Here is a 23,743-nt window from a genome sequence, read left to right as displayed (position 1 = left end):
ATGGCCTATATTACTTTAAGGGATGTCCAACTTGCATTTGGTGGACCTGCCTTGCTCGACGGCGCGAATTTTAACCTAGAACGTGGCGAACGAGTGTGTTTGATTGGCCGTAACGGAGAAGGTAAGTCTACTCTACTTAAACTGATTGAAGGAAGTTTACTACCCGATGCAGGTGAAGTGTCCATTCAAAATGGCATCACCATTGCCATGTTGGCTCAGGATGTACCCATGGATTCAGGCAAAGTCGCCGATATTGTGGCCGATGGTGCAGGTGAAGCTGCTACAGTATTAAAAGCCTACCACGAAGCCAGTGATGCCTGTGTATTGGGCGATATGGATGCCTGTGACCGTATGGGGAACCTGCAACACAAGTTAGATCAGCTAGATGGCTGGGCACTGGAAAATAAGGTCAATGCCATTTTAAGCAAAATGGGACTAGATCCAAATGCAGACTTGGCCGATTTATCGGGTGGACGTAAGCGTCGCGTGTTGTTGGCACGCGCCCTGCTTACACAACCTGACGTATTGTTGCTGGATGAGCCGACCAACCACTTAGATGTGGAAAGTATTGAATGGCTAGAAAAATTCCTACTCGATCAAAATAATTTAACCCTGCTGTTTATTTCGCATGACCGTGCTTTTGTCGATAGTATCGCCACCCGCATTGTCGAGTTAGATCGTGGGGTATTACGCAGCTACGAAGGCAACTATTCGCGTTATTTAGATTTAAAAGCGCAGCAACTTGAAGCTGAAGAAAAACAAAATGCGCTGTTTGATAAAAAACTGGCCGAAGAAGAAGCATGGATTCGTCAAGGCATTAAAGCACGTCGTACCCGCAACGAAGGACGTGTGCGTGCTTTAAAAGCCTTACGTGAAGAATCCAAAGCACGTCGCTTCCAACAAGGCAAAGTCAATATGGCAGCGCAGGAAGCCAATCGCTCAGGTAAACTGGTCTTTGATATTGAACATTTACAAGTGGCCTTTGGCAATCAAGCTCCAATTATCAAAGACTTTTCAACATTGGTATTACGTGGCGACCGTATTGGTTTAGTGGGCGATAACGGTGTCGGTAAAACCACTCTGATTAAAGCCATTTTAGGTGAAATTGAGCATGGCGGCTCTGTCAAAACAGGAACACAACTGGAAATTGCCTATTTTGACCAATTGCGTAACGTCTTGGATTTGGAAAAGTCGGTCAAAGATAACGTGTCTGAAGGTTCAGATTTTGTTGATGTGAACGGACAACGTCGTCATATCTATAGTTATTTACAAGACTTTTTATTCTCACCAGAACGTGCGCGCACGCCTGTTAAAGCCTTGTCTGGCGGTGAACGCAACCGTATTTTACTGGCAAAATTATTACTCAAACCATCTAACCTGATAGTGATGGATGAGCCGACCAACGACTTGGATATGGTCACTTTAGAATTGCTTGAGGAAATGCTCAGCGACTATAAAGGCACCTTATTGCTGATTTCACACGACCGTGCCTTTATGGACAACGTGGTGACTTCAACTTGGGTATTTGATGGCAAAGGCAATATTGATGAATATATTGGCGGCTATCAGGACTATTTGCAGCAACGCCTAGACCAAACTGTGGTTGATCAAAAAAGTGATGTTAAAAAAGCCGTTGCCAAAGCCGAAGCGGCTGCAGCAGCACCAACGGCTAAAAAAGTAAAATTGAGCTATAAAGATCAACGTGCATTAGAACAGCTGCCTGGTGAAATTGAAGCACTGGAACAGGAACAAACCGAATTGGCTGAAAAACTGGCGGATGGTTCTTGGTTTGTAACAGATGCCAATGCAGCCACCAAAGCCTCACAGCGTTTGGCTGAAATTGATGAAGAACTGCTGGAAAAACTGGAGCGTTGGGACGAACTGGAAAACTTGGCGAATGGTAACTAGGGTCTATTGACACTTCGTCTACGCTTGTCCTGAAAGACTTCGCAAAACCGTTTTAAGCATCTTTCCCATTGGACGGATGCTTTTAAATTTTAAAATCGGTTCGTGCTAAACTGCAACGATACAACACTTTACACGGTCATTATGAGTCAACACACTGAATATCAACCAGGCGAATTTCAATGGTCTTTCCTGTTGCCAAAATATTGGGGCATCTGGATTGGCATTGTCTGCCTGATGATTTTAGCCATTTTGCCGTGGGCGATTCAGTATCGTTTGGCGCAGCTTTTAGGCAATCTTGCCTTTAACAGCATGAAGTCACGTCGCGTAACTACGTTACGCAATTTGGAAGTGTGTTTTCCTGAATGGAGCGAGGCTGAAGTACATGAAAATGCTCGCCAAGTCTTTGTTGATCAAATGCTGGGCGTATTTGAAACCTTAAATGCATGGTACTGTCCACAGTGGTTTAAAGGACGCACTCAGGTTGAAGGTTTGGAACATATTCAGCAAGCCCAAGCAGATGGTCGCGGGGTTTTATTGTTAGGCACACATTCTACTCTGCTAGATGCAGGTGGCTATGTCTGTGCACAATATTTTGACCCCGATGTGGTCTATCGTCCACAAAACAATCCCTTACTGGACATGCTGATTTACCGTTGTCGCGCCACCATTTACGGTCATCAAATTGACCACGATGACATGCGTGGTTTAATCCGCCACTTAAAAAATGGTCGTGCCATTTGGTATAGCCCAGATCAGGACTTTGGTTTAAAACAAGGTGTTATGGCGCCATTTTTTGGCGTGCCTGCTGCGACAGTTACAGCGCATCGTCGTTTACTTAAAATGACCAAAGCCGCAGCAATTCCGTTATATTTTTACCGTACAGGTGAGCTTTCCAACCCTCAATATAAAGTCTTGATTGAACCTGAACTGCTGGATTTCCCAAGCGCAGATGAAGTTGCAGATGCAACGCGCACCAATTTCATTATTGAGCAGCAATTACGGATCGCTCCTACCCAATATATGTGGTTTCATCGTCGGTTTAAGAGCCGCCCCGAAGGTTATGACAGTATTTACTAATCTGTACGGCAGAAGGAAAGATTCATGAAAGTCATGCAGTTATTACCCGAATTAAACAGTGGCGGTGTAGAACGCGGTACGCTCGAAATCGCCCGAGCCTTGGTCGCTCAAGGACATACGTCATTGGTGGTGTCGAATGGCGGACGGATGGTCAACCAACTCGAAGCTGAAGGTTCCACACATTTAAAGTTAGCTATCCACAAAAAATCATTATCAAGCTTGTGGCAAATCCGTCCTTTACGCCAACTGATTGTGCAACATCAACCTGATATTGTGCATGTACGTTCCCGCGTACCTGCATGGCTGACTCATTTTGCCCTAAAAGGTATTCCAGCCGAAAAACGCCCACACTTAATTTCAACGGTACATGGTTTTTATTCGATTAACCGTTACAGTCAAATTATGACTCAAGCGGAAAAAGTGATTGCAGTTTCTGACAGTGTGGTCAAATACATTCGTGATCATTATCAAAACTGCCCACCAGAAGATATTGTCCGCATTTATCGTGGGATTGACCCTGCTGCATTTCCGCATGGGTATCAACCTTCGGCACAATGGATTCAACAAACCTATCAAGATTTCCCAGAACTTGAACATAAGTTTTTGATTTGTTTGCCGGGACGTATTACACGCTTAAAAGGTCATGAAACATTGATTGATCTGATTGCGAAATTAAAAACCCAATATCCCCAGGTTCATGCTGTTGTAGTAGGTGGTGCAGATGTTAAAAAAGCGGCGTATTTACAGGAACTAGAACGCAATATTCAGGATAAACATCTGACCGAAGCGATAACCTTTGTTGGGCACCGTTCTGACATGCGCGAGTGGCTTGCGTTTAGTGATATTGTACTTTCACTTTCCAATCAAGCGGAAACCTTTGGGCGCACTGCGCTTGAGGCTTTATCGGTAGGAACACCTGTAATTGGCTGGAAGCGTGGTGGCGTAGCAGAAATTTTATCGCAATTGTATCCGCAAGGGCTAATAGAGGTCGATGATCAGTCTGCTTTATTGAAAACTGTAGAATTACACATACAGCAAAAGCAAAGCGTAGCACCTGTAGAGGTATTCAGTTTGGCAGATATGTGCCATCAAACCTTAGATTTATATCAGCAGGTTTTGCAGTCAAAACGCACCTAAAGCCTTAGAACTGAATCAAGCTGATTGAAATTTAATTCATTTAAAACAATGAAAATAAAAAACCAATCCCTAAAAAATCATCGCCCGAGTTCTACATCCTGTAAAACTCGGGCTCATGAGGTTGTGCTTTCAAAACTTATTGTTATTTTATTGTGTGGCGTTCCTTACCTACATCATATCCTTGATGTTCATCCATCAGCGTCGTCTTCCTTAATGGGATATTCCGTTCCCGAGTCCTTGTGCTGATGAATTAATCTTAACTAGATCAATCAGAATAAAATATGCGTCATGCGCCTAAATCCGTGTAAGCTATTTCGTACAATTTTCGATTGATTTCTAAACCGATTTACCCTGCTCTTTATACCGCTGTGCAATTTCATCTGTCACAATCTTTTCTTCTCGCTCTGCTTTTTCAATCCCCTCCTGAATCGCGTCCTGTGCTTCTTGCTCATCGGCATCAGTTTGCGGCAATTCATCTTGAATTCGATCAAACACCCGCCCAGTTTGTAATACCACATACACAGGAAAATGGTCTGAACCGATATGTGCTAAGCGTTTCATTTTGACCAAAGCAAAGTCGGTACTATGAAAAACATGGTCTAATGACCAACGTAATAAAGGATAATCGGCATGAAAGGTATTGATATAGTGCCGCCCAACGCGCGGGTCGAGCAAACCACTGATCCGCTGAAACAAGCGCGTCGTCCGCGACCATGCCACATCGTTTAAATCCCCCATCACGATACAGCTTTCATCTAAATCTTTGATTTGATCGCCTACAATCAACAATTCTGCATCTCTTAAAACTGAATCTTTGGCTTCAGTCGGACTCGGGGGTTTGGGATGCAAACAATACAACTGTACAGGTTGCCCCGAAGGCAAAATCACACTGGTATGAATAGATGGAATTTCATCACTCAGAATAAATTTGATTTCACTGTTTTGTAACGGCAAACGGCTATACAAATGCATGCCATATAAATTATCTAAAGGCACAGCGACTCGATAAGGATAGTCAGCTTCAATCACAGACAAGGCTTGCTGCCATGCCAAATCAGATTCTAAAGTCAACACCAAGTCTGGTTTTAAGGCTTGAATATGTTCAATTAAAAGATGATATTTCTGATTCGGTGTCAAAACATTGGATACGATTAAGGAAATCTGTTTTTCAGGATTTAGCTGTTCTGGGCGGACTTGTTTGACTTGTTTTTTCCATAGCAGGGTGTAGGGCAAGACCATTTTGAGCTGATAAGCCAAAGCTGCAATTAGTCCAATCAAAATCACTAGGCTAGACACATCCCATGCCTGCTCCCAAATCAGCAGCAAAACAAAGGCAATGATGCCTAAAAACAAAATTTGTAACCGTGGAAAGTCTGCGCCCCGAATCCACCATTCATCACGTGGAATCAGTGACCAAAAACTTAACCAAATGACTAATATTGCAAGCCCTTCTACCCAAATCATCTTGCTTTACTCTTTTGTATTTTTTGTCGTTTTACATGAAAACCAAAGTTATCAATTTTGTATGTAACACAAACAAGAGATTTCACTCAATAATACTCATGTTTTGTTCATGTAATGCTTGCAGTTGCGTCCCCTTTTGATAGACTTACATTCCTTTATTGTTTTTAACGCACCGAGGCAAAGTGACATGAAAGTAGGTCTGGTCGGTTGGCGCGGGATGGTCGGTTCCGTCCTTATGCAACGTATGGTTGAAGAAAATGATTTTGCTCATTTTGAGCCATTCTATTTCTCTACCAGTAATGCTGGCGGTGAAGCACCAGCGTTTGGTGGTAAGACTGCCCCAGCACTTATGGATGCAACAGATATTGAAAGTCTGAAGCAAATGGATGTCATTATTACCTGTCAAGGTGGTGATTACACTTCTGCCGTTTTCCCGAAGCTTAAAGCAGAAGGTTGGAATGGTTACTGGATTGATGCTGCATCTACCCTACGTATGGATGATGAAGCGATTATCGTACTTGATCCAGTTAACATGAATGTCATTAAAGATGGTTTGGTGAATGGCACCAAAACATTTGTGGGCGGCAACTGTACTGTTTCTCTTATGTTGATGGGCTTAGGTTCATTATTCCAAAACAATTTGGTGGAATGGGCAACTTCAATGACCTATCAGGCAGCTTCTGGTGCAGGTGCGCAAAATATGCGTGAGCTGATCACAGGTATGGGCTACTTGTATAACAACACCAAAGAATTGTTGGATGATCCACGTTCACCAATTTTAGACATCGACTCTAAAATTGCCGAATTACAACGTGGTGAAGGTTTCCCATCGGCAAACTTTGGTGTGCCTTTAGCAGGTTCTCTCATCCCATATATCGACAAACAGCTTGAAAGCGGTCAGTCAAAAGAAGAGTGGAAAGGCTTGGTTGAAACCAACAAGATTTTAGGCAATCAGCAGATCGTTCCAATTGATGGTCACTGTGTGCGTATTGGTGCAATGCGTTGTCACTCTCAGGCAATCACCTTGAAGCTGAAAAAAGACGTACCATTGAATGAAATTGAAGATATGATTCGTCAATCAAGCCAATGGGCTAAAGTTGTGCCAAATACACGTGAAGCATCTATGACTGATCTGACACCTGTAGCTGTGACTGGTACTTTAACTGTTCCTGTGGGTCGTTTGCGTAAAATGAACATGGGCAAAGAGTACTTAGGTGCATTCACTGTAGGTGACCAATTACTTTGGGGTGCTGCTGAGCCATTACGCCGTATGCTTCGCATCTTAATTGATTACAAAAACGCCTAAATACTCGCTTGATCACTCAATCATTTTGATATTGTGATCTAGCACTAAAAAGCCAGTCAAATTTTGACTGGCTTTTTTATGTAATCGGTGTGTTAATATTTTACAATCTACCTACAACTCGCTACTCTATCCTTTTCGCCTTGCGATAAATGACCGAGCTAACAATTAAGATGACTGTATATAACAAATTAAAGATCGCTATTTTATCTATTCTGGCTTCACAGCAAATGTATGCAATGAATGTTGACCCGATTCAAATTCAGTCAACAACTGGGGAGTTGCTCTATGCGGAAATCAACTTTCGTCAATCGAATGTTAATGAAGCGATTGATGTCAGTTTAGCTACGCCAGAAGATCTGATGTCAATTGGTGCGAGTCACCGTCCACCAGGTCATCTTAACTTTTTTACACGCCGTAATAGCAACGGCACAGGAGTCATCACCATTACTTCATCTCGACCGTTAACTGAGTCTGAGTTGAATATTGTAGTTAAAATTAAAGAAGGCAATGCAACCCGCCTGCAACATATTCGCACACCATTAAAACGCAGTTCACCTGCTCCATTGGCCGCTATGCAACGCAGCAATGAACAAGCTTTAACGCCTATCATGATTGTCAATGAGCAAGATATTGCTTTAAATTTACCTGTAAGTGCAACCTATCAGGCTGAAACCCCCAAAGCAATTGAACAACAGGCTTTTGAAGCACCGCTAACCATTAAACGCAATACACCGCCTGCGTTAAACCATCAAGCAGTAACAGTGATTCAAACTACGCCTAGCCGTAGCGCAGCGAGTGAAAATACGAATGTGGTTGCTTCAAAAGCAGCGCCAGCAAAAACAAATAACAACCCAACACCGACAACATCTACAGCCACCACCTCAGCCACCGCTCATCAATCGGCTGATCCACTAGTGCAAAAATTTGCTGAACAGCAACGCACGAATCAACTGACACAAACTCAGCCTGCTGCTGCCGCGAAAAAGCCTACACAAACAGCCGCTGCACAGGCTAAACCAAACCCTGTCACAGCCAAGCCTGTACTCAATAACCAACATGTAGTTCAATCGAATGAATCATTATGGACCATTGCGTCACGCATTGCGGTAGAAAACAATCGCCCTGTTGCTGAAGTGATGCAACAAATTAAAGCCAATAATGAACATGCTTTTATTCAAGGTGATGCCAATCGTTTACGTCGTGGGGCGACCTTAAATTTACACGCACAAACTGGAACCAAGCCAGAGAATAAAGCCGTAATTCCAAAACCAGAAACGGCTAGCGCACCACAATCAGGCAAAGCCAAATATCGTTTAAATCAAGCAGAAATGAGCCTTGTAGCAGAGAATCAACAGGACTCTAGCCACGGTTCTGCCAAGAAGAACACACAATCCACACAAACTTCGGGTGACTTATCATTAAAAGTTATGACATCCCGTGAGAAAACCGTTAAATTACAGAGAAACGTAACAGAATTAGAATTGGCATTACGTCAGAAGGATCACAGAATTCAATTACTCAACGCGCGCCTTGCCGAACTGCAACAACAATTGCAAAAACAACAAGCCGCAAATAAGCCAAAACACTAAATGTTACACACAATGATTTTTTTGGGATAAGGTCAAACAGGGACCACATCCTCAAGGGGTATAAACATGCTGATTTATGTGATTCCGTTTATTTTGCTACTGGTGATCGCAATTTTCTTGAAAAAGCGTGAAGCAAGTAAAGAAGCCGAACTAAGCAACAAGAAAACAGCAACACCAGCCAAAACCAGTGCCAAGAAAACCACAACTACCAAAAAAGTTGCCCAGAAATCGGTGGTGGTTGAAGAGGTTGTTCCAACACCACAACATGCTACCCCTGTTCCTGTAAAAATCCAAACCAACATTGAAAACCTGATCAAAGAACGTAATTTCTTTGCTGCAGAAGCACAAATTAACCAAGCATTAAAACGTGATAACTCATTGCATGGTTTGTATTTGTTATTGCTTGATATTCATTTACAACAAAAAGATGAATTTGCAATTGATCAATTGCTGAATCATTTACGTTCTTTAGAGCTTGACGATATTCTGTCACAGGCTGAAGCGAAAAAAGCCAGTCATGCACATGAAGATATTGCTGAAAAATCAGCAAATGAAGCGCTGACAGCAGCTCCAAGCAGCTTAGATTTTACTGCACCTGTGAGTACGCCAAATCAAACGGCTTCTTTTGACCAGTTACAGCACGAACTGACCTCAAATAAAACTGCAGAACCTGAAGCAGCTTTAGAATTTGACACCTCATCGTTAAATTTCAGCCCTGCAGCTACACCTGCGGTAGAAAAAACGGTAGAACCTGAAGTCAAAGCAGAACCTGCTGCACTGGATTTTAATTTCTCACTCGATTCCACAGCAGCAGAAGCAAAAACTGAAGCGCCTGCAATTACAGCTGAACCAAGTGCAAGCCCTGCTGAGGAAGTTAAACCGCTCGATTTCACGTTTGATTTAACACCAAGCCCAGCTGAAACCACAGCAGCACCTGAAACAACAACCCCTGAATCAACAATCAGTGAAGCTGCTGCAGTCGAACCCCCTAGTCTGGACTTCAATTTTTCGACACCAGAAAGTGCACCTGCAGTTGAAGCAAAAGCTGAACCTGCACCTGATTTTAATTTCACATTTGACAGTACGCCTGCTGCGGAAACCAAGCTTCAACCTACAACTGAACCAGAAATCATTGCTGCACCAAGTATTTCACTTGAACCTGCTGCAACCTTTGTCGGTACAGATGTTGATCTGAATGATCCATTGGTGAAATCATTCCCAGACTTATCTCAAGTGGATGAAATTCAGTTGAACTTAGACTTAGCGAGCCAATATGTAGAGTTGGGCGCTTATGATGCTGCGAAAGCTTTACTTAGCGAACAAGGCGCAAATTATTCTGCTGAACAACGCCAACGTGCCGATCAGTTACTGAATCGAATCGCTTCTTAATTCAAATCAGATTAAGATTAAGCAGTCATTCTTGGCTGCTTTTTTATGATGAAAAAAATTGCGTTAATCTACATGGGCGGCACTTTTGGCTGTGTCGGTGAACCACTAAGCCCAATGCCTGCCGAGCAATTCTTGCCACGTTTGGCACAGGTTTTGCCACTAAATTTAGAGATTGAATGCTTTGTTGCCCCTGTCATTAAAGACAGTAGCGCCTGTACAGCAGCAGACTGGTTACAGCTCATTCAATATATTCAAAAATTACAACAAGATAATTTTCAACATTTCGTCATTTTACATGGCACAGACACGCTCAGCTATGCCAGCGCAGTCTTGGCACGTTTTTTAGCTCAAAGCACCCATGTCATTCTCACGGGTAGCCAATATCCCTTACTCAATGCACAAGGTACAGATACCCGTGAATTTAGTGATGCATTGGACAACCTGAATTTTGCTTTACAACAGATTCATCAAGTGACTCAGGGAGTATATCTTGCTTTCCATCATCAACTGATTCATGCCGCGACAGCACAGAAACAACACACCACCGAGTTAAATGCATTTACAGGTCAGTCCGCTTTGGTTTGCACGGAGAGCAAATCGCAGAATAAACCAGCATTCAACATTAGCAGTCAACATATTGGAAAAGCCCGACACTTTAATTGTCTGAACTGGATGTTACAGCCAATTGCCATTTCCGCTTTGGTCGATAATTTAAAGGCCTTACAGCAGCATCCACCACACTGTCTGATTTTACAAAGTTATGGCACAGGCAATATGGCAGTCAATGCCGAAGTGATTGCGTTAATTCAGGCTTTACAAGCTCAACAATGTGCCGTAATTCTCACCACACAAGTCACTTTCGGTGGTATGCAGCAATGCTATGCGATCAGCCAATGGTTACAGGACAGTAAAATTTTAATCAGCGATTGCCAAAGTCATGCAGATCTTTATGCCAAAGTCTTAAAAATGTATTTACAATACGACAGCCTTGCACAGTGGTATGCGCATTGGCAGTCTTCAGTGTGATTTGAGGTGATTATGCAGCGTTTTGCAATCGGAATTGAGTTTTGTGGCATTCGGTATCGGGGTTGGCAAACCCAGCAAGCAGGCGTACCTAGTGTGCAGGAAACCATTGAAAAAGTTCTGAGCAAAATTGCCGATGAAGCCATTATTTTACATGGTGCAGGACGTACCGATGCAGGCGTGCATGCAACCAATATGGTGGCACATTTTGATACGCATGCCATTCGTCCCGAACGTGGTTGGTTGATGGGAGCCAACAGCCAACTACCCAAAGACATTGCAATTCAATGGATTAAAACGATGGATATGGACTTCCATGCCCGTTTTAAGGCTCAGGCACGGCGTTATCGCTATGTGGTATATAACAATCCACAACGCCCTGCCTTGCTGCACAAACAAGTCACCCACGCTTATTATCCCTTAGATGTCGATAAAATGATTGCGGCTGCGCAGAAATTTGAAGGGACACATAATTTTGAAAGCTTTCGTGCCGCAGCGTGTCAATCCAATCAGCCTGTTCGTCATGTCAGCCATTGCCGCTTAATTCGTCACGGCAATTATTTGGTATTAGATATTCAAGCTGATGGTTTTTTGCATCACATGGTACGCAATATCATGGGTTGCCTTTTGGAGATTGGGCAAGGTTTGTATGACATTGCGCATATTGACCAAATTTTTGCAGCCCAAGACCGTAAAGCCGCAGGGATTACCGCCCCACCCGATGGCTTATATTTTATTCAGGCACATTATCCTGAACAGTTTGATTTACCGAAAGTCCCTTTAGGGCCACATTGGTTAAACATGCCAGAATAATCTCTTTTCAAAATTTTAACTCCCTCTAATCCCTCCTTTTAGGAGGGACTGAGGGAGGTAATTTAACGCTGTTTACGTTTTCTATATTCCACTGGGGTTTCATTGGTCCAGCGTTTAAAGGCACGATAAAAAGTGCTAGGCTCTGAAAAACCCGTTAAATACACAATCCGCTCCACACTTTCATTGGTATTCGATAATAGTCGTTTAGCCAAACGACAACGGTAATCAGACAGAATTTGCTGAAAACTGGTATTGGCTTCGCTCAATTGTGTACGCAAACGACGTGGCGTAATATTCAATTGCGCCGCGACTGTTTCCAGTGTGGTTTCACCGCTTTCTAAGGTCGAACCAATGGCACGGCGCACTTCACCAACCAAGTCATACCGCGCCAGTTCCTGTAGCTTTTCCAATGCCAACTGTTCATGTAACTGCAACAACTCTGGCTCTGCCTGCCACAGTGGATAATCCAAAATACTCGGATCAAAATACAAACGCGTTTCTTTCTGCCCCAAACTCACAGGACATTCAAAGACACGGAAATATTCATCATCTGCAGCACCATCACTAAAGTTAAAGTCGATATAAATGGGCTGAAAACGACCTTCAGTAATAAATTTAAAGAAGCGTAAAACACCCGACATAGCGCATTCAGAAAAATGACGATTGACGATATTTTCTGACCACGGATGCACACCATTGGTTAAATAACAGCGTCCATCTTCTACTACCAATTTGGCATCAAAAGCATCACTAATCAGGCGTTGATAAGCCAAAGCGCGTTTTAGGCCTTCACCAAAGTTTTCTGAAGAAATAAACAAATGTTCAATCACTTGTCCACGATAAAGTGGCAAATGTTCCCCTAAATGTAAACCAATATCAGGGTCTTTACTGACTTCCTCAGCTGCAACCCAAAACGCATATTGTGCATTTAAAGGCGTACGTTCATTAGCTTCGACCTGATTTAAAGCCACGCCTGCTTTTGTTAAAATTTCTTCGGTTGGCAACCCCGCACGACGAATCGCTTGGTAGCCTAATCGCAATACAACCGATGCATCAGTTAGCTGACCCACGCAAAAACCTTCCTTGTATGTACTTCATTTATACTTAAAAAGATTGAAATTAGATTAACTGTGATTGACCGAACTGACAACCTACCCGAGCCCATTTTTACAGAAAAAGTATAAACCGATGATTCGCTTATTTTACTAACAGATGCGCGGCGTATAGGGTAAAGCATCTTGATTTTTTCAGAAAAATTGCCTATAATTTGCGCCTTTCCAATTTGATACTCAGGTAGGCTATGGCCAATAAAGAGGAACTCATCGAGTTCGAAGGCGTTGTCACCGAAACGCTTCCTAATACTATGTTTCGTGTACGTTTAGAAAACGGTCATGAAGTGATTGCTCACATTTCTGGTAAAATGCGTAAACACTATATTCGCATTTTAACGGGCGACAGTGTGAAAGTTGAAATGACACCTTACGACTTAACAAAGGGTCGCATCACTTACCGCGCACGCTAAGTTTTAGAGTAAGCAAAAGCCACTTTCGGAGTGGCTTTTTTACGTTCACTTAAAAAAATTATGTTTAGCTTTTCTTTTTCCCGCCACTTATCGAATCACCACATTCTTTTCTTGCCTTACCTTCTACAATGAACTTTTGAGCAAGGGAGAAAAAGCATGTTATTTCGATCCTGCGTTGCTTTGGTTATTGCTTCGTTTCTAGGCATTACTTTAGTTGCCTGTAGTAGCCATCCACCTCAATCCGTCATAAGCCGTGACGTCTATTTACAACAGTTTGTTGGTCAATCTAGCGCTTATGTTTTGTCACACTTGCAGTTAAGCCAAATAGGCTATCAACAAGTGGGTAGAGTCGAACAAACCAAACAAGCCTTGCGTTATCAGGTCATTCGTCCTGTACGGATTCCTATTCCAACAGCACAGCATCCAACCACAAGAATTGGTGCAGTTCCGCTGAACATGGGCATCCCCAGTCATGAAAGTTATGATCTGCCGCTGTCCTGTTATATTATTTTTCATTTAGAACACAACATTGCAACATCTGTGTCTTATAGTGGGCGATACTGCTAAACAGACACCGCTCTAGTAAAATCAGCACTAAATTCTCTGCACAAAAAACGCAGCCCGTAGACTGCGTTTGCTTTAAGCCAATAACGTTTAAATATCCGATTTGGCTTAAATATCAAAGATATTGAAATTAGTTCAATGCCGCAACCACAGCCTGACCCATTTCCACTGTCCCGACTCTGTTCATGCCTTCAGACATAATATCGGCAGTACGCAAGTTTTGATCCAATACATTACCTACCGCATCTTCAATGGCTTTGGCTGCCGCTTCTTCACGGAAGGTGTAACGCAACATCATTGCCACAGAAAGAATGGTTGCCAATGGGTTTGCCAAGTTCTGACCAGCGATATCTGGCGCTGAACCATGACAAGGCTCATACATACCTTTACCGTTTTCGTCTAAAGACGCAGATGGCAACATACCAATAGAACCAGTCAACATTGCTGCTTCATCAGACAAGATGTCGCCAAACAAGTTACCTGTCACCAAGACGTCAAATTGTTTTGGAGCACGTACCAGTTGCATCGCTGCGTTATCGACATACATGTGCGACAAGTTGATTTCTGGATACTGTTCTGCATGTAACTGAGTCACGGTTTGCTTCCACAATTCAGTCACTTCTAGTACGTTGGCTTTATCCACAGAACATACTTTACCACCACGCAATTTCGCCATTTCAAACGCTACTTTTGCAATACGCTTGATTTCTGACTCAGCATACACATCGGTGTTAAACCCTTGTTTTTCACCATTTTCTAATTCACGGATACCACGTGGCTGACCGAAATAGATACCACCCGTCAATTCACGTACGATTAAGATATCTAAGCCCGATACGATTTCAGGTTTTAAGCTTGAAGCATCCGCCAATTGTGGATACAAAATTGCAGGACGTAAGTTAGCAAATAAATTGAGTTCTGAACGCAATTTTAACAAGCCACGCTCTGGACGAATTGAACGCTCAATGCTGTCCCATTTTGGACCACCGACTGCACCCAATAAAATTGCATCGGCTTTTTTCGCTTGCTCAGATGTCACTTCTGGGTACGGTTCGCCATGTGCATCAATTGCAGAACCACCCAATAAACCTTGCTCCCAAGTCAAACCCAAATTGAATTTTTCATTGACACGTGTCAGCACTTGTTCAGCAACTTTCACAATTTCTGGACCAATGCCGTCACCAGCTAAAATCAAAATATGTTTTGACATGAGAGTTTCCATTGTTCATGACAGTCAAAGACTGTAGGATTAAATTTTCTGTTCCACAAACTCACCCAAGCCATTCAAGACATTGTAGGGTTTGCAAAAACGTCGAATAGTTGTGTTGTTTTGCACCAAATCTACACATAAAGGATCTGGCGCAGACACATTTAATAAGCTGCCTTTAGTACGACTGCGATCACGATACATTCTAAAGGTATATTTTTGCTTGGCATTAAACTTGTGAATCACATGCAATTTTTCTGCACGATCTTTAGAAATGGGATAAAAGCGAATCACCAATTCATGTTGTTTAGGCGGTACAGACAAATACAAGGCATTGGATTTATTTAAGGATGATTCCTGTAAACGCACCAAACCCTCTTGAATAGCAGCATGTGTAACACGGTGTTTTTCTGCATCGACAATGGTGACGGTATTTAAACGCTCAAACTCACAATCATCTGTACCCGCACAGTAAATCAGTGCATTGGATTTGCTTTGTTCAGTTTCTTTTACCTGTTTAATGCGTGCTGTATTCCACGTTTGGCATGCGCTTAGCGTGGTGATACATAATCCAATGACAGCAAGCCGACCGAAATTTTTAGTCATTGTTCGCGCCCAACCTCACCTGTTAGATACAAAATATAAAAATTATTATGTGCCGATGTTAGCAAGAGTTAGGCAGCGATGCTATGACAAATTTCAGCGAATTTATGCCTGAATTTCGGCAAAAACCCACGGACGCGACTGCTTGGTTTTCTCTTCATAAGCACGAATGTCATCGGCTGCTTGTAATGTTAAGCCAATATCATCCAAACCATTCAATAAACAGTGTTTACGGAATGGATCTACTTCAAATTTAAATGCCGTACCGCTTGGTGTACGTACTTCTTGTGCGTCTAAGTCGATGGTTAATTGATAGCCTTCAGTCGCCGCACACTCTTTAAATAATTGCTCGACCTGCTCTTCAGACAAGATCACAGGCAACATGCCGTTTTTAAAGCAGTTATTGAAGAAAATATCGGCAAAGCTTGGTGCAATAACGGTACGGAAACCATATTCATTCAATGCCCAAGGTGCGTGCTCACGGCTTGAACCACAACCAAAGTTGGCACGTGAAATTAAGATTGAAGCACCCTGATAACGCGGCTGATTCAATACAAACTCAGTATTAATCGGACGTTTTGAGTTGTCCTGACCCGGATAACCTTCATCTAAATAACGCAATTCATCAAATAAGTTATCGCCAAAACCTGTACGTTTGATAGATTTCAAAAACTGTTTTGGAATGATTAAGTCTGTATCGACATTGGCACGGTCTAATGGTGCAACGATACCTTGTTCAACGGTATATTTTTTCATGTTTAATTCTCACTGAATCCGTAACCTCTCCCTTGCCCTCTGCTATAGCGAGAGGGAACGCCATCTCTCTGAGAGAAGGCTGGGATGAAGGCATAACTTAGAATGAACGTACGTCTACAAAATGACCTGCGATTGCTGCCGCAGCTGCCATTGCTGGACTCACCAAATGGGTACGACCACCGTTACCTTGACGACCTTCAAAGTTACGGTTTGAAGTCGATGCACAGTGTTCACCCGGTTGCAATTTGTCTGCGTTCATTGCCAAGCACATTGAACAACCTGGTTCACGCCATTCAAAGCCTGCTTCTACAAACACTTTGTCTAAGCCTTCTTGTTCCGCTTGTTGCTTCACTAAGCCAGAACCTGGAACCACCATCGCCTGTTTAATACTTGCTGCAACTTTACGACCTTTAATCACTTCAGCAGCAGCACGAATATCTTCAATACGCGAGTTGGTGCATGAGCCAATAAATACGCGGTCTAATTGAATATTTGCCAAAGACTGACCTGCAGTTAAGCCCATATATTGATAAGCACGCGTCCAGTCATTGCGCTGTACATCATCTTTCGCCTGCTCTAAAGTTGGTACGGCTTGTGATACTGGAATGACCATTTCAGGTGAAGTTCCCCAAGACACTTGCGGCTCAATTTCTTCGCCTTGTAATACCACTACGGTGTCAAAGTGCGCGCCTTCATCTGAATGTAAAGTATTCCAGTAAGCAACTGCTGCATCCCATTGCTCGCCTTTTGGTGCATAGTTACGACCTTTCACGTATTCAATGGTTTTGTCATCCACAGCGACCATACCTACGCGCGCGCCTGCTTCAATCGCCATATTACACACTGTCATACGTCCTTCAATCGACATATCACGGAATACTTGACCACCAAACTCAATCGCGTGACCTGTACCGCCTGCAGTACCAATTTTACCAATGATCGCTAAAACGACATCTTTCGGTGTAACACCTTGACCTAATTTGCCATCTACACGCACTAGCATGTTTTTCATTTTCTTTTGAACTAAGCATTGGGTTGCTAATACGTGTTCAACTTCAGACGTCCCAATACCATGCGCTAAACACCCAAATGCACCGTGAGTCGCTGTATGTGAGTCACCACAAACTACGGTCATACCTGGCAAAGTTAAGCCCTGCTCAGGCCCAACCACGTGCGCAATCCCCTGACGGATGTCGTTGATGTCAAACTGCACCACGTTAAAGGTTTTACAGTTGTCATCTAAAGTTTGTACCTGAATACGTGAGGTATCATCTTCAATACCTGCAATACCGTCTGCACGTTCTTTCTTAGACGTTGGTACGTTATGGTCAGGCGTTGCCACGTTGGCACTTAAACGCCACGGCTTACGTCCTGCAAGTTGCAAACCTTCAAAGGCTTGTGGAGAAGTCACTTCATGCAATAAATGACGGTCGATATACAATAAAGCCGAGCCATCATCACGTTGAGTGACCAAGTGATCATCCCACAATTTGTCGTACAAAGTTTTTGCAGCTGGATTTTGTGCTGGTTGGTTTTCGCCTGCCATGTCAGATCTACTCCACTGGACTGGGTAATTTTTTCATTAATTTGATTATAACCGCGAATTTGTATAAATCTAATTTATCATTTTTATTAATTTAAAAACTTTTAGGAATTTCTAGCAAAATAATTTTTATTGATTCATCACGACCTGCCTATAAGCAAAAACAAATAGATGCTTAAAATTTTGACCTTATAATCTTTCTATTAAAATCTAATTTTCCAATCAAAATTACAAAATTATTCGTTTTTACAAATTAAATAAGAATAATTATCCTTTAGCTATCCACACAGAAAACGGTCAAAGCAGCAGAAGGAGTATTCACATGAGCCATATTCAAAAATTTGTCGCCAACAATCAACGCATGTTCAAAAAAACTTTAAGCTACTACATCATGCACATCACTGTAGCGATGGTGGTCGGTTATGTAGTCACTGGTAATATTTGGATGGCGATTACCTTAAGTTTGGTCGAACCGACAGTACAAGCTGTGGCTTATTTCATTCACGAGCGAGTTTGGGAAAAGAAAGCACAAACGCAAAATTCTAAAATTATCGCTTAACGGCTTTAAAGATTCTGCTTGTGAATATTCCGTTTCAGTTTGAGATCATCGTGGTTGCAGCCTACGATGATCTTTTTTTATCTCTACTTTATATCTATAAGATCATCCCAAAGGCATAGTTTCAAAATAAGTAGAATTTGTTTTGATTAATTCAAATTTTTTCTAAATAATAAACACAGTAATAAAAAATCTTTATGGATGGTGCAAATGAATCTTGCAGCCTTTGAAGCCTTTGTAAAAGTCATGGAAACAGGTTCTATTTCTTTGGCAGCAGATCAGTTGTTTATTACCCAGCCTGCGGTGACCAAACGCATTCACAGCCTAGAGGACTATTTTGGTGTGAAACTGTTTGAATCGGCAGGTCGTGGGGTACAAGCCACGCATGCAGCACATTCATTATTGCCCAAAGTCAAAAACTGGCTGAATGAACTCGGCGATATTCACCACACCCTCAGCCATGAGCAGGGTCAGGTTCAAGGCAAACTGAAAATTGGCACCAGTCATCATATTGGTTTACACCACTTACCCAATCATTTGCGTGAATATGTGCAGGAATTTCCTAACGTCACGTTAGATGTACATTTTGTCGATTCAGAACAGGCACATGAACAAGTTTTGGCAGGCGATTTAGAACTGGCTTTTCTGACGTTACCGCCTAAATTAGATGAACGTCTATCTTATGTCACCATTTGGAATGATCCCTTGGTGTTTGTGGTCGCACCTTTTCATCCACTTGCACATCAGAAAAACCTGCAATTAACCGATTTACTCGCCTACCCAAGTTTATTGCCTGCCGCGCAAACCTATACCAGCCAAATCACTTTGGCAGAATTTGAAAAGCAAGGCGTCAAACCCAAAGTCACCATGAGCAACAATCCGCTAGAATCTATTCGGATGTTAGTGTCAATTGGTTTGGGATGGTCTGTTTTACCTAAAACTTTGGTCAATCAGGACTTACAACAGTTAGATATTGACTTAGAAATGAACCGTCAATTAGGCATGGTATGGCATCCTGGGCGGACACAATCACGCGCTGTATTAGAATTGATTGAGATGATGAAACACTAAAAGATTAGGGTCTGTTGAATAAAAAGCACCCTCAGACACGATTGTATTGAGGGTGCTTTTTATTGGTTCAATTTAGGCGCAAGCAAAATCTTAACGATTCACCGAATCTTCATGTAAAGATTCATTCAATTGATCTACCACAATTGCCCATGAACCATCCGATTTTATTTTTTCAACAATAAACTGACGTTGTGCGTCTGTCCAAAAATCAGCATCGGCAATATTGGTTTCTGCGCTCAGTTGATGTGTCTCAATAAATTGCTGAATCGCTTCTTCACTGGCATCTAACCCTAATTGTTCAAATAAATGTGTCATTCTTGGGCGTACACCGCTCATTTTTCACTCCTGCTGTTTTTTAATTCTTGCCTTAATTTAGCATACCTACTCTAAAAATAAATGACATAATCCAACATTGCAGCAAATAAAAACAAAACAGAAACAAGCGACTAGTTACACCTAATATAACGACAATTGCACTAGTCTAAGCTTTAAATTGACCAGTCCTGCACATCCCAACCTTGTTCTTCGGCCAAAGCTAGTAAACGTGCATCAGGATTCACGGCAATCGCGTGATCTGCATATTCCAGTAAGAAACGATCATTAATCGAGTCTGAATATGCCCAAGACTCTAACACTTCACGTCCTGCAAGCCATTGTTCCAAGCGCACCAACTTGCCTTGCTGATAGCATGCGGTATTGATGACTTTGCCTGTATATTTACCATCGACCACTTCGGCATTGGTGGCAATAATTTCAGTAATACCAAACTCACGAAAAATAGGTGCAGTAATAAAGTCAGATGTTGCCGTAATCCCCACCAGCTCATGCCCTAATTCTTGATGACGCTGAATAGCTTTAAACCCTTCAGGACGCATTTGTGGACGAATCACCTTTTGCATAAATAATTCATGCAAATCTGTGAGGTACTGATTGTCGTGCTGGGTTAAAAACTCAAATACAAATTCGTTATATGCAATTGGGTCAAGTTGCCCTGCTTTATAGTCTTCATAAAACTTGTCGTTCATGGCACGATGGCGAACAGGATCGACCAAGCCTTCACTTACCAAAAACTCACCCCAAGAATGATCTGAATCAGTATTTAACAAGGTGTGATCGAGATCAAATAGCGCCAATTTCATGAAAATACTCGTAAAAAATGAAATTTAAGAAAAAAATTGTAAATCTATCTCCGCTAGTCGATAGAAATTAGTTAAGATCATAGCAATTTTAACATTATTTACACTTTGCATTTTCGAGTTGGAGAAAAGAAATCATCATCCCCGAGTGCAAAGTCATAAATTAAACAATATTTAGGTAGCCAAATGATCGACTCAGAAGGTTTCCGACCCAATGTCGGGATCATTTTGGCAAACGAGTTTGGACAAGTTTTATGGGCAAAACGCATTGGTCACAATGCATGGCAATTTCCGCAAGGAGGTATCCAGTATGGAGAAACCCCTGAACAGGCACTTTATCGTGAGCTGAGAGAAGAAGTTGGCTTACTGCCCGAACACGTCCAAATTATCGCGCAAACTAAAGGTTGGCTGCGTTATCGTTTGCCACATCGGTATATACGCACGGATTCAGATCCCGTATGTATTGGTCAAAAACAGAAGTGGTTTTTATTGCAACTGACAGCGTCAGCGCATCACATTCGGCTGAATTTGTCAGACCCACCCGAATTTGATCAATGGCAATGGGTCAGTTACTGGTATCCGCTTGGTCAGGTCGTCAATTTCAAACGTGACGTCTACCGTAAAGCGATGGTGGAATTGTGCAATCAATTACCCCTGAAAAAACCTTAAAATTTGCATGAATATGTAGATTTTTTAGCTTATTGTTATAGGGTCACCTGTGGTGTAAAACTGACCTCAATTCATTGATTAGAATATGGAGTAGCGCGTATGTCGAACATGCAACTGGATACCCTTAGACGCATTGTACAAGAAATCAATGCGTCCACCAGTTTGCATGAATCACTCGATATTATGGTCAATCAGGTCGCAGAAGCCATGCATGTGGATGTCTGCTCTATTTATCTGTTAGATGAGCGCAATCAACGCTACTTGCTCATGGCATCAAAGGGTTTAAATCCTGAGGCCGTGGGACATGTGTCGTTACACACCAGTGAAGGTTTGGTCGGTTTAGTCGGACAACGTGAAGAAATTGTCAATCTCGACAATGCACCGAAACATGAACGTTTTATGTACTTACCTGAAACAGGTGAGGAAATTTATAACTCGTTCCTCGGTGTACCAGTCATGTACCGCCGTAAAGTCATGGGCGTGCTCGTGGTGCAAAACAAAGAGTCGCAAGACTTTAGTGAAGCTGCGGAATCTTTCCTCGTCACGCTCTGTGCTCAGCTTTCAGGGGTTATTGCGCATGCGCATGCGGTGGGCAATATCGATGTATTTCGTAAACCGAGTAATTTACCCGCTTACAAAACTTTCCAAGGTGTCTCAGGTTCAGGTGGGATCGCCTTAGGTCGTGCCGTCATTCTCTATCCCCCTGCAGATTTGGCGGCTGTCCCTGACCGTGAAGCCGATGACATCAGTGAAGAGTTAGAGCTGCTGGATCGTGCTGTCACCTCTGTGCGTGATGAAATCAAATCGCTTGATGACAAAATGCAAGATGCCCTCATGGCGGAAGAACGCGCTTTATTCAGTGTGTTCCTGCGTATGCTAGATGAAAATGCCCTGCCTGCAGAAATTAAAGAACTGATACGTGAAGGTAACTGGGCACAAGGTGCAGTTCGTATTGTGATTGAAAATCATATCGATCTGTTTGAACAGATGGAAGATGACTATCTCCGTGAACGTGCCGCGGACTTAAAAGATCTCGGGCGACGGATTTTGGCCTATTTGCAAGAAGCCGACTCCAGCCACCGCGAACTGACCGATGAAAGTATTTTAATTGGCGAAGAAATTTCCACAGCAGCTTTGGTAGAACTGCCTGTGGATAAAATTGCTGCAATTGTCACCACCGAAGGCGCGATGAATTCTCACATGGTCATTGTGGCACGTGCTTTAGGTATTCCAACCGTAGTTGGCGTAACTGAGTTGCCCGTCAACAGCCTAGACGATGTGGAGATGATTGTAGATGCCCACCAAGGCCGGGTGTTTATCAACCCGCCACGTCGCATGCGAACGCGCTATAAAGAAATTCAAAAAGAAGAAGAACAGATTGCCAAAGACCTCAAGCAATATGAAACCAAAGATGCCATTACCCCTGACGGCGTAGCGGTAAAATTGTATGTCAATACGGGCTTGATGATTGACGTCGTCCGTGGCGTACAACGTGGTGCCAAAGGCGTTGGTTTATATCGTTCTGAAATTCCATTTATGCTGCGTGACCGTTTCCCGGGTGAAGAAGAACAGCGTGCCATTTACCGCCAACAGCTCAGTCACTTTGCCAACAAACCTGTGGTGATGCGTACATTGGATATTGGCGCAGACAAGGACTTGCCGTACTTTTCGATTGAAGAAGAAAACTCAGCCTTGGGTTGGCGCGGGATTCGCTTCACGCTAGATCATCCTGAAATTTTTTCTGCGCAAATTCGTGCCATGCTTAAAGCCAGTATTGGTTTGAATAATTTACATATTTTACTGCCAATGATCACCAGTGTTAGCGAGGTTGAAGAAGCCTTGTATTTGCTAGATCGTGACTTGCAAGCGGTGCAGGAAGAAGAACAGGTCAAAATCACCAAGCCGAAAATTGGTATTATGGTGGAAGTACCGAGTGTGCTGCTGCAAATTGATGAATTTGCCCCGTTGGTGGATTTTTTCTCGGTAGGATCAAACGATTTAACCCAGTATTTATTGGCAGTGGATCGTAACAATCCGCGCGTGGCCAACGTCTATTCACACTTTCATCCTGCAGTGCTGCGCGCCTTAACCTGCTTGGTGAAAGAATGTCATAAATATGACAAGCCTGTGAGTATTTGTGGTGAAATGGCGGGAGATCCGCTGTCGGCGGTAATTCTAATGGCAATGGGCTTTAATACCCTGTCGATGAGTTCCAGTAATATCTTGCGGGTGCGTAAAGCAATTTGTCATATACCGATGACTGATGCACAACATTTGTTAGATCAGGCGTTAAAATTGAATAATCCGCTGATGGTGAAAAGTCTGATAGAGCATTATTTTAAAACCCATGGCTTGGGCGATATGGTGAAACTTGCAACACGTATCGTATCTCCATAAAACATCGGTTTAA

General features: G+C 42.7%; 22 protein-coding genes. 14 read left to right on the top strand and 8 right to left on the bottom strand.

Annotation, left to right across the window (positions count from 1 at the left end):
- The 3 genes from AC0T5Z_RS02460 (at position 1) to AC0T5Z_RS02450 (ending at position 4,122) form a co-directional block, all read left to right on the top strand.
- The gene (locus AC0T5Z_RS02460; RefSeq protein ID WP_435336680.1) at positions 1-1,908 is read left to right on the top strand and encodes an ATP-binding cassette domain-containing protein; all 1,908 of its coding nucleotides are present in this window, start codon (positions 1-3) and stop codon (positions 1,906-1,908) included.
- Between the two features lie 141 nt (positions 1,909-2,049).
- The gene (locus AC0T5Z_RS02455; RefSeq protein WP_104853025.1) at positions 2,050-2,985 is read left to right on the top strand and encodes an LpxL/LpxP family acyltransferase; all 936 of its coding nucleotides are present in this window, start codon (positions 2,050-2,052) and stop codon (positions 2,983-2,985) included.
- A 24-nt stretch (positions 2,986-3,009) separates the two neighbouring features.
- Positions 3,010-4,122 carry a glycosyltransferase gene (locus AC0T5Z_RS02450; RefSeq protein WP_435336681.1) on the top strand — a complete coding sequence of 371 codons (1,113 nt, stop codon included), beginning with the start codon at positions 3,010-3,012 and terminating at the stop codon, positions 4,120-4,122.
- Positions 4,123-4,458: 336 nt separating this feature from the next.
- Here the strand turns inward: AC0T5Z_RS02450 and AC0T5Z_RS02445 are convergent, their stop codons facing one another.
- Positions 4,459-5,586 (bottom strand): endonuclease/exonuclease/phosphatase family protein, encoded by a 1,128-nt coding sequence (locus tag AC0T5Z_RS02445; RefSeq protein ID WP_291331413.1) that lies wholly within the window; start codon positions 5,584-5,586, stop codon positions 4,459-4,461.
- Positions 5,587-5,773: 187 nt separating this feature from the next.
- Here AC0T5Z_RS02445 and asd point away from each other — a divergent pair, with 187 nt between their 5' ends.
- The 5 genes from asd to truA all read left to right on the top strand — a co-directional run bounded on the left by asd (position 5,774) and on the right by truA (position 11,706).
- Positions 5,774-6,892, top strand: a complete 1,119-nt coding sequence (gene asd, locus AC0T5Z_RS02440; RefSeq protein WP_435336682.1) for an aspartate-semialdehyde dehydrogenase — start codon at positions 5,774-5,776, stop codon at positions 6,890-6,892.
- A gap of 170 nt (positions 6,893-7,062) precedes the next feature.
- Positions 7,063-8,481, top strand: coding sequence for a type IV pilus assembly protein FimV (locus tag AC0T5Z_RS02435; RefSeq protein WP_435336683.1), 1,419 nt, complete (start codon positions 7,063-7,065; stop codon positions 8,479-8,481).
- Positions 8,482-8,547: 66 nt separating this feature from the next.
- Positions 8,548-9,870: a fimbrial protein FimV gene (locus AC0T5Z_RS02430; protein ID WP_435336684.1), complete on the top strand. Its 1,323-nt coding sequence runs from the start codon at positions 8,548-8,550 to the stop codon at positions 9,868-9,870.
- Positions 9,871-9,915: 45 nt separating this feature from the next.
- The gene (locus AC0T5Z_RS02425) at positions 9,916-10,896 is read left to right on the top strand and encodes an asparaginase (RefSeq protein ID WP_435336685.1); all 981 of its coding nucleotides are present in this window, start codon (positions 9,916-9,918) and stop codon (positions 10,894-10,896) included.
- 12 nt (positions 10,897-10,908) lie between these two features.
- On the top strand, positions 10,909-11,706 hold the full coding sequence (gene truA / locus AC0T5Z_RS02420) for a tRNA pseudouridine(38-40) synthase TruA (protein WP_435336686.1): 798 nt from the start codon (positions 10,909-10,911) through the stop codon (positions 11,704-11,706).
- A 62-nt stretch (positions 11,707-11,768) separates the two neighbouring features.
- Here truA and AC0T5Z_RS02415 read toward each other — a convergent pair whose 3' ends face one another.
- On the bottom strand, positions 11,769-12,776 hold the full coding sequence (locus AC0T5Z_RS02415) for an AraC family transcriptional regulator (protein ID WP_435336687.1): 1,008 nt from the start codon (positions 12,774-12,776) through the stop codon (positions 11,769-11,771).
- Between the two features lie 230 nt (positions 12,777-13,006).
- Here AC0T5Z_RS02415 and infA point away from each other — a divergent pair, with 230 nt between their 5' ends.
- Together infA and AC0T5Z_RS02405 are read left to right on the top strand one after the other, a co-directional pair.
- On the top strand, positions 13,007-13,228 hold the full coding sequence (gene infA / locus AC0T5Z_RS02410) for a translation initiation factor IF-1 (RefSeq protein ID WP_001284370.1): 222 nt from the start codon (positions 13,007-13,009) through the stop codon (positions 13,226-13,228).
- Positions 13,229-13,384: 156 nt separating this feature from the next.
- A complete protein-coding gene (locus tag AC0T5Z_RS02405) occupies positions 13,385-13,795 on the top strand; it encodes a hypothetical protein (RefSeq protein WP_435336688.1) in 411 nt (136 codons plus the stop codon).
- Between the two features lie 127 nt (positions 13,796-13,922).
- Here the strand turns inward: AC0T5Z_RS02405 and leuB are convergent, their stop codons facing one another.
- The 4 genes from leuB to leuC all read right to left on the bottom strand — a co-directional run bounded on the left by leuB (position 13,923) and on the right by leuC (position 17,904).
- A complete protein-coding gene (gene leuB / locus AC0T5Z_RS02400; RefSeq protein ID WP_435336689.1) occupies positions 13,923-15,002 on the bottom strand; it encodes a 3-isopropylmalate dehydrogenase in 1,080 nt (359 codons plus the stop codon).
- Positions 15,003-15,041: 39 nt separating this feature from the next.
- Complete coding sequence (locus tag AC0T5Z_RS02395; protein ID WP_435336690.1) at positions 15,042-15,605, bottom strand: hypothetical protein; 564 nt, start codon at positions 15,603-15,605, stop codon at positions 15,042-15,044.
- A 102-nt stretch (positions 15,606-15,707) separates the two neighbouring features.
- The gene (leuD, locus tag AC0T5Z_RS02390; protein ID WP_004976094.1) at positions 15,708-16,358 is read right to left on the bottom strand and encodes a 3-isopropylmalate dehydratase small subunit; all 651 of its coding nucleotides are present in this window, start codon (positions 16,356-16,358) and stop codon (positions 15,708-15,710) included.
- 97 nt (positions 16,359-16,455) lie between these two features.
- Positions 16,456-17,904, bottom strand: coding sequence for a 3-isopropylmalate dehydratase large subunit (gene leuC / locus AC0T5Z_RS02385; RefSeq protein ID WP_435336691.1), 1,449 nt, complete (start codon positions 17,902-17,904; stop codon positions 16,456-16,458).
- A 319-nt stretch (positions 17,905-18,223) separates the two neighbouring features.
- Here leuC and AC0T5Z_RS02380 point away from each other — a divergent pair, with 319 nt between their 5' ends.
- Together AC0T5Z_RS02380 and AC0T5Z_RS02375 are read left to right on the top strand one after the other, a co-directional pair.
- Positions 18,224-18,460, top strand: a complete 237-nt coding sequence (locus AC0T5Z_RS02380) for a DUF2061 domain-containing protein (RefSeq protein ID WP_435336692.1) — start codon at positions 18,224-18,226, stop codon at positions 18,458-18,460.
- A gap of 207 nt (positions 18,461-18,667) precedes the next feature.
- A complete protein-coding gene (locus tag AC0T5Z_RS02375; RefSeq protein ID WP_136144730.1) occupies positions 18,668-19,528 on the top strand; it encodes a LysR family transcriptional regulator in 861 nt (286 codons plus the stop codon).
- Positions 19,529-19,618: 90 nt separating this feature from the next.
- Here AC0T5Z_RS02375 and AC0T5Z_RS02370 read toward each other — a convergent pair whose 3' ends face one another.
- The gene (locus AC0T5Z_RS02370; RefSeq protein ID WP_291335042.1) at positions 19,619-19,864 is read right to left on the bottom strand and encodes a DUF2789 domain-containing protein; all 246 of its coding nucleotides are present in this window, start codon (positions 19,862-19,864) and stop codon (positions 19,619-19,621) included.
- Positions 19,865-20,016: 152 nt separating this feature from the next.
- Positions 20,017-20,667: an HAD family hydrolase gene (locus AC0T5Z_RS02365; RefSeq protein ID WP_291335043.1), complete on the bottom strand. Its 651-nt coding sequence runs from the start codon at positions 20,665-20,667 to the stop codon at positions 20,017-20,019.
- A gap of 183 nt (positions 20,668-20,850) precedes the next feature.
- On the opposite strand from AC0T5Z_RS02365, the gene AC0T5Z_RS02360 reads away from it, so the two are divergent.
- Positions 20,851-21,333, top strand: a complete 483-nt coding sequence (locus tag AC0T5Z_RS02360) for an RNA pyrophosphohydrolase (RefSeq protein ID WP_019836012.1) — start codon at positions 20,851-20,853, stop codon at positions 21,331-21,333.
- Positions 21,334-21,432: 99 nt separating this feature from the next.
- Positions 21,433-23,730, top strand: coding sequence for a phosphoenolpyruvate--protein phosphotransferase (gene ptsP, locus AC0T5Z_RS02355; protein ID WP_435336693.1), 2,298 nt, complete (start codon positions 21,433-21,435; stop codon positions 23,728-23,730).
- Positions 23,731-23,743 lie beyond the last annotated feature (13 nt).

The sequence above is a fragment of the Acinetobacter pengchengensis genome, from assembly GCF_982235305.1.
The sequence above is the reverse complement of the archived record's forward strand: the minus strand, read 5'-3'. Positions and strand labels throughout refer to the sequence as shown.

Coding starts and splice junctions, on each gene's coding strand:
- AC0T5Z_RS02460 (WP_435336680.1), top strand. CDS start 1: ATGGCCTATATTACTTTAAGGGATGTCCAACTTGCATTTGGTGGACCT.
- AC0T5Z_RS02455 (WP_104853025.1), top strand. CDS start 2,050: ATGAGTCAACACACTGAATATCAACCAGGCGAATTTCAATGGTCTTTC.
- AC0T5Z_RS02450 (WP_435336681.1), top strand. CDS start 3,010: ATGAAAGTCATGCAGTTATTACCCGAATTAAACAGTGGCGGTGTAGAA.
- AC0T5Z_RS02445 (WP_291331413.1), bottom strand. CDS start 5,586: ATGATTTGGGTAGAAGGGCTTGCAATATTAGTCATTTGGTTAAGTTTT.
- asd (WP_435336682.1), top strand. CDS start 5,774: ATGAAAGTAGGTCTGGTCGGTTGGCGCGGGATGGTCGGTTCCGTCCTT.
- AC0T5Z_RS02435 (WP_435336683.1), top strand. CDS start 7,063: ATGACTGTATATAACAAATTAAAGATCGCTATTTTATCTATTCTGGCT.
- AC0T5Z_RS02430 (WP_435336684.1), top strand. CDS start 8,548: ATGCTGATTTATGTGATTCCGTTTATTTTGCTACTGGTGATCGCAATT.
- AC0T5Z_RS02425 (WP_435336685.1), top strand. CDS start 9,916: ATGATGAAAAAAATTGCGTTAATCTACATGGGCGGCACTTTTGGCTGT.
- truA (WP_435336686.1), top strand. CDS start 10,909: ATGCAGCGTTTTGCAATCGGAATTGAGTTTTGTGGCATTCGGTATCGG.
- infA (WP_001284370.1), top strand. CDS start 13,007: ATGGCCAATAAAGAGGAACTCATCGAGTTCGAAGGCGTTGTCACCGAA.
- AC0T5Z_RS02405 (WP_435336688.1), top strand. CDS start 13,385: ATGTTATTTCGATCCTGCGTTGCTTTGGTTATTGCTTCGTTTCTAGGC.
- leuB (WP_435336689.1), bottom strand. CDS start 15,002: ATGTCAAAACATATTTTGATTTTAGCTGGTGACGGCATTGGTCCAGAA.
- AC0T5Z_RS02395 (WP_435336690.1), bottom strand. CDS start 15,605: ATGACTAAAAATTTCGGTCGGCTTGCTGTCATTGGATTATGTATCACC.
- leuD (WP_004976094.1), bottom strand. CDS start 16,358: ATGAAAAAATATACCGTTGAACAAGGTATCGTTGCACCATTAGACCGT.
- leuC (WP_435336691.1), bottom strand. CDS start 17,904: ATGGCAGGCGAAAACCAACCAGCACAAAATCCAGCTGCAAAAACTTTG.
- AC0T5Z_RS02380 (WP_435336692.1), top strand. CDS start 18,224: ATGAGCCATATTCAAAAATTTGTCGCCAACAATCAACGCATGTTCAAA.
- AC0T5Z_RS02375 (WP_136144730.1), top strand. CDS start 18,668: ATGAATCTTGCAGCCTTTGAAGCCTTTGTAAAAGTCATGGAAACAGGT.
- AC0T5Z_RS02370 (WP_291335042.1), bottom strand. CDS start 19,864: ATGAGCGGTGTACGCCCAAGAATGACACATTTATTTGAACAATTAGGG.
- AC0T5Z_RS02365 (WP_291335043.1), bottom strand. CDS start 20,667: ATGAAATTGGCGCTATTTGATCTCGATCACACCTTGTTAAATACTGAT.
- AC0T5Z_RS02360 (WP_019836012.1), top strand. CDS start 20,851: ATGATCGACTCAGAAGGTTTCCGACCCAATGTCGGGATCATTTTGGCA.
- ptsP (WP_435336693.1), top strand. CDS start 21,433: ATGTCGAACATGCAACTGGATACCCTTAGACGCATTGTACAAGAAATC.